This window comes from Hyella patelloides LEGE 07179 (genome assembly GCF_900659865.1).
In the GTDB taxonomy this organism is placed as follows: Bacteria; Cyanobacteriota; Cyanobacteriia; order Cyanobacteriales; family Xenococcaceae; genus Hyella; species Hyella patelloides.
In genome coordinates this window covers 1-5,245 of record NZ_LR214143.1, presented here as the reverse complement: position 1 = coordinate 5,245, position 5,245 = coordinate 1, and the positions used below count along the sequence as shown (strand labels likewise).

Annotated in this window: 4 protein-coding genes and 2 pseudogenes; 3 read left to right on the top strand and 3 right to left on the bottom strand. The window is 38.1% G+C overall.

Annotated elements, in window-relative coordinates:
- The 3 genes and pseudogenes from H1P_RS30925 to H1P_RS30915 all read right to left on the bottom strand — a co-directional run.
- Positions 1-416 (bottom strand): annotated as a pseudogene (locus tag H1P_RS30925) (MSCRAMM family adhesin SdrC); the annotation flags it as partial.
- A gap of 119 nt (positions 417-535) precedes the next feature.
- On the bottom strand, positions 536-1,288 hold the full coding sequence (locus tag H1P_RS30920) for a hypothetical protein (protein WP_186376242.1): 753 nt from the start codon (positions 1,286-1,288) through the stop codon (positions 536-538).
- Between the two features lie 616 nt (positions 1,289-1,904).
- Positions 1,905-2,429, bottom strand: a complete 525-nt coding sequence (locus tag H1P_RS30915) for a COP23 domain-containing protein (protein ID WP_144874972.1) — start codon at positions 2,427-2,429, stop codon at positions 1,905-1,907.
- Between the two features lie 242 nt (positions 2,430-2,671).
- Between H1P_RS30915 and H1P_RS30910 the strand changes: the two genes are divergently transcribed.
- The 3 genes and pseudogenes from H1P_RS30910 to H1P_RS30900 form a co-directional block, all read left to right on the top strand.
- Positions 2,672-3,121: an NUDIX hydrolase gene (locus tag H1P_RS30910; RefSeq protein WP_144874970.1), complete on the top strand. Its 450-nt coding sequence runs from the start codon at positions 2,672-2,674 to the stop codon at positions 3,119-3,121.
- Positions 3,122-3,519: 398 nt separating this feature from the next.
- On the top strand, positions 3,520-4,842 hold the full coding sequence (ctpB, locus tag H1P_RS30905) for a carboxyl-terminal processing protease CtpB (protein WP_144874968.1): 1,323 nt from the start codon (positions 3,520-3,522) through the stop codon (positions 4,840-4,842).
- Between the two features lie 98 nt (positions 4,843-4,940).
- Positions 4,941-5,245: pseudogene (locus tag H1P_RS30900) on the top strand (hypothetical protein); the annotation flags it as partial.

Genomic DNA, 5,245 nt, shown 5'->3' with positions numbered 1-5,245 from the left:
CTATCTACATCAGTGTCGGGGTCACTACCAATATCTCCTCCATCACCACTATCTATATCAGTGTCGGGGTCACTACCAACATCTGTACCATCACCACTATCTATATCAGTGTCGGGGTCACTACCAATATCTCCTCCATCACCACTATCTATATCAGTGTCGGGGTCACTACCAAGATCTCCTCCATCACCACCATCTACCGTAGGAGAGTCGGGGTCACTACCAAGATCTCCTCCATCACCACCATCTACCGTAGGAGAGTCGGGGTCACTACCAAGATCTCCTCCATCACCACCACCATTTCCCGTAGTGGGAGTAGGATCGAGATCTTGAGTTGGATCTCCCCCATCATTATTTCCAGGAGTAGGCTCTGGGTCAACTATTTCTCCTGGGTTGGGTCCTGTGATATCAGACATATTTCTGCTCTGAGATCGAACCGCGCTGCTGCTTGTTAATAACCAGGTAAAAACAAGACTGATTTTAATTAAATTAGAAAGTACTTTCATGATTGAGATTTGTATTTTGAAAAATTACTTTAAAAAGAAAAACTATAGCCAATACCAAAAATGAATCTTGCTCCATCTCCAGCAGAGCCAGTAATATCGGTAACTGCGGGAACTACGGCAAGAGGAAGACGACGAAACGGGACAAAAGAAACTCCAATAGTCATATCTTGACCAGTCCATTCTGTAATCAGACTTAATGGTTGAACAATTCTGAGAGATACGCTACTAAATACTCCCACGGACTCAACTCCATTATCAATATCTGATTCTGAACGAAACTGTCCACCACCAATACCCAGAGAGGTAGATATTTCACTAAATGGTTGAGTTCGATCTTCTTTGAGAACAAACCTTTTGGTAACTACCCCATAAACTGAAGAACCACCATCTGTATTTCCCCAGGTAGTTGCTCCTTGAGTACCAACTGCAATACTCAAATCTTTTGGTAGACGGCGATGCAACTTAAGATTAATAGCTCCATCTCTAAATGGATCGTCAAGGTCTACTAAGCTGATTCCGACTTGAAAGCCAATATTTTTTTGAGGATTTCCTAAACCAAATCCTAAACCAAAAACACCATCAGCTTCATCACGAAAACGAACTCTTTCTTGCAAACCGAATCCAATACCTGCACTTCCCCAAGAAGCTCCGTAACCTGAAGGATTCATGATAGTAACACCAGGTGATATACGATAATTATCTTCAACAGGAATAAATAATGGTATGCGCTGTGGTTCAAATCTACCTTCTCCTTCACGAGGGTTACGACGTAGTGATGGCAATCCAGAATCGTTTATTTTTATTTCGGAATCAGTTCTTGATATTGTGTTTGAGCTATTCCAACTGATATTCGATTGGGATTGAGTATATTTGAAGTTTAGACTTTGAGCAAGACTATCTTCAACATGATAAAAAAAATTAAATATTATGTAGCCAATTGATAATTTGATAGAGGTTTTCAATCGTAGTACCTTAAATTTTACGTAATAGTTTTCAGCCAAGTGTTAATTGTTTTTTATTTCAGGTTAGAGGGTTATGAGTACTTAAATTTGCTAGATAAAATACTCGAATTACTTAATGTAATTTTTTTGTACGGTGTTGTCCTGAATAAACTTGTTCAAGTAACAAACATTTAACTAAGCTGAATAAACAGCTTTAGGATATAGCTCAAGTGTAAATTTGTCGCCAATAAATTCAGCCTGAGTAATCAGCAAATATACACAAGATATTGAAAGCTGCTCTAAAAATACGAATAGCTAATTTTGATAACTAGGATTGTCTCAGCATCGCATTTTTACAAAATGTAAATTAGAGGACTAATCCTAATTTTGATGACGCAAGGCTCTTAATTAACAGGTGATTTAGGTAAATCATGAAAAACATATGTATCAATTTGCTCTACCAGGGCCACCAGATAGGTCTGTAGGGAGAATTAGCAGATTCAGGCATAATCGCGCCTCTTTTTTGCATCACTATGGCAGTACATTCTATAGGCTCAAAGCGATTTAAAACACAAACAGGGCTGTAGTTAGGATTGACTCCAAATAAATTTTCACTATCATCTGAACTACAGTCATCATTTTCGCGAGTTACCATGCAAACTAAGGTTTGGTCTTCTTGTTTTTGTGTCGCAATGTATCTAGTGGTTCTTTCTTGGGAAAGTTCTTGTAACTTTGTTGCCACCTGTTGGCAAACTTCTGCGCTGGAGGTTTCTGGCAATAAATACTCTTCGTACCAACTGATGAGGGGAGTAAGTACTGCTTTCCCAGGTGTGTAAGCGTACATAGTAGAGGCCGTGTTTTCTGTGCTGCAAACAAATGTAGTGTCAGGGGAGTTTTGACCATAACTTTCTTTAGCACTAAGAGAATTGGCACTTAAAGCGATCGCACTAGCAGCAAGTCCCATATATACAACTTTTTTCATAATTATTTAAGGGGATTTTAACCTACAGTTAACAGGTATTTCTGACGATAAAAAATATAAATAGTTCATCGGATAACCAAACTTTATTTTACTGATAATCTGTAATGTTACTGAATTTTTCTTGCCGATTACCAGCCTAGTCTAGTTTTTCCGCTAAAAAAACGATTTAATTGCTGTTTACACTGAAGTATTTACACACCCCAGAAATACACATTAATTTGAAAAATACACATTAGAAAAAAATGAAGCTTATTCCAATACCTGTAGCAATGGCTGTGCTATATCACAATCAACATTTCTTAATGCAGTTAAGAGATGACAAAGAGGGTATTCTTTATCCTGGTCAATGGGGATTATTTGGGGGACATTTAGAGTTAGAAGAAGCTCCTGAAGCGGGATTAATCAGAGAAGTTAAAGAAGAAATTAATTATTTGGTTACAGAGCCAACTTTGTTTCGCTGCTACAATGATACAAAGGTTACTCGTCATATTTTTTTTGCTCCTTTAACGGTCAGCGTAGATTCTTTAGAACTTAATGAGGGTTGGGATTTAGATTTAGTTCCCCTTAATAGTATTCAACTTGGTCGCCATTATTCTCACCAAGCAAAAGAAGAAAGATATTTAGGTGCAATCCATCGCCGTATCTTACTTGATTTTGCGGTTTTTGCCCATAATAATCTCTTAAGCTTCTAAAAGAAAGCTATGTTTTACTGTTTACTTCAGTCGCTCCTTGAATAAAGAGTAAAATGTTATACATAGAGTTAGAGCGAGATAATTTGTGTATAGAATGAAAATATCAAGTTATTAACTCAATTTCATAATGGCGACAGCTAAATGTAACCATTTGTATACATAAGTTGTGCTTAAGTATTTTCTGGCTAACCTTATCTGGATTTTTATCTATGGTTTTTAGCATTGAGTATGAAGTTGGGGCGTAATTGTTGAGTACAATAAAACTAAAAAATAGCATTTAGGTAATAATTCTCGATCTAGTTCAAAGATCGGATGCCGTTTCTGTCGGGAAAAAGCGGAATAATCTGTGATTCAAGGCAGGCAAAATTTCAGCTCAAACTACCCAATTATTCTTGAATATGAATCAAACTTCTAGACGATCTATTTTTAGTCGAATGATGACAGCAAAATTCTTCACTACGGCGATCGCAACATCTGCTTTGATGATGTATACAGGTTCATCGGTCAAAGCTGCTTTAGAAGATAGTCCGAAAACTTTAGTGGATGAAGTCTGGCAACTTGTTAACAACGAATTTGTAGATCGTAAATTCAATCAAGTTGATTGGTTACAGCAACGTCAAGAACTCCTCAGCAAAGAATACGCTGATTCTCAAGCAGCTTACAAAGCAATTGGCGACTCTCTGAAAACTTTGGGAGACCCCTACACTCGTTTCCTCGATCCAGAAGAGTTTGCTGAACTAACCAGTCAAACTTCAGGAGAACTTTCAGGGATTGGGATTCGCCTTTCTTTCGACGAAAAAACGAGCGAATTGATAGTAGTTGAACCCATAACTAACTCTCCTGCCGAAAAAGCAGGAATTAAGGAAGGAGATAAAATACTAGCCATTGATGGCAAGCCTACCTCTTTGATGAGTTTGGAGCAAGCTTCAAAACAAATTAAAGGAGAAGTAGGCACAGAAATTAATCTGCAAATTTCTCGTTTGGGAGCAGAGGCGACACGAACTTTCGACCTCACCTTAGTTAGAGAACAAATTGAGTTACCTTCTGTTGATTACAACCTCAGCGAAGCAGGTCGCACAAGAGTTGGCTATATCAAACTGGACGAATTTAGTTCTCATGCAGCAGAACAAATGGAAAAAGCTATTGAAGATCTTAATAGTAAAGAAGTAACAGGTTTTGTTTTAGACTTAAGGGGAAACCCAGGAGGATTGTTGTTCTCTAGCGTAGAAATAGCTAGAATGTGGTTAGAAAAAGGAGCAATTGTTTCTACAATAGACCGTAAAGGAGGTAATCAAAAGTTTTCTGCCAACGGTAAAGCTTTGACCGATCTTCCTCTGGTTATTTTAGTAGACCGTTACTCTGCTAGTGCTAGTGAAATATTGGCTGGCGCACTCAAAGAAAATGGCCGTGCTACCATTGTGGGTACTCGAACTTATGGTAAGGGAACAGTACAGTCGGTTCATTCTTTATCCAACGGCTCTGGCTTAGCTGTTACTATTGCTCGTTACTATCCCCCCAGTGGTCAAGATATCAACTATAAAGGCATTGCACCAGACATTAATATAGATCTGACTGCGGAACAACAGATGACCTTTAACGTTAATCCTACTTTGTGGGGAACTGAGGCCGACCCCCAATATGCTAAAGCACTTCAGATTTTGCAACAAGGAACATCTGTAGGAAACATCAGACAAACACCAAACCCAATTACTGCACGCTAATTTAAGTTGTAATTTGGATATATGATATTTATTTTAATTGTGTCCAAATCGTGAGTTTGCTTGGCGGTTTGGGCATTTTCAACTTATATATAATACTTGTGTATGTTGCTCAAATTATTAGTATGGAATCTTCTAACACCCAGTCTCTAAATGGATCGTCTTCTTCTATCAGCACTATAGAAGAAATAGGAATTGTGATTGCTGCTCAAGATTTGACCCCTACAATGATGAGCCAAGACTTTCTCAAATTTAGCGGTATTATTCCGAAAGATTGGGAATTGTCACAGCAGCCAATATTAAATCCTGGTGCTGCTCAATTAAACTATACTAACGGAGTCAGTATTGCTGCTCAACCACGCACTATCACCTTTAGCGAAGCTCTTAGCAATAAAAAATTAGAAGA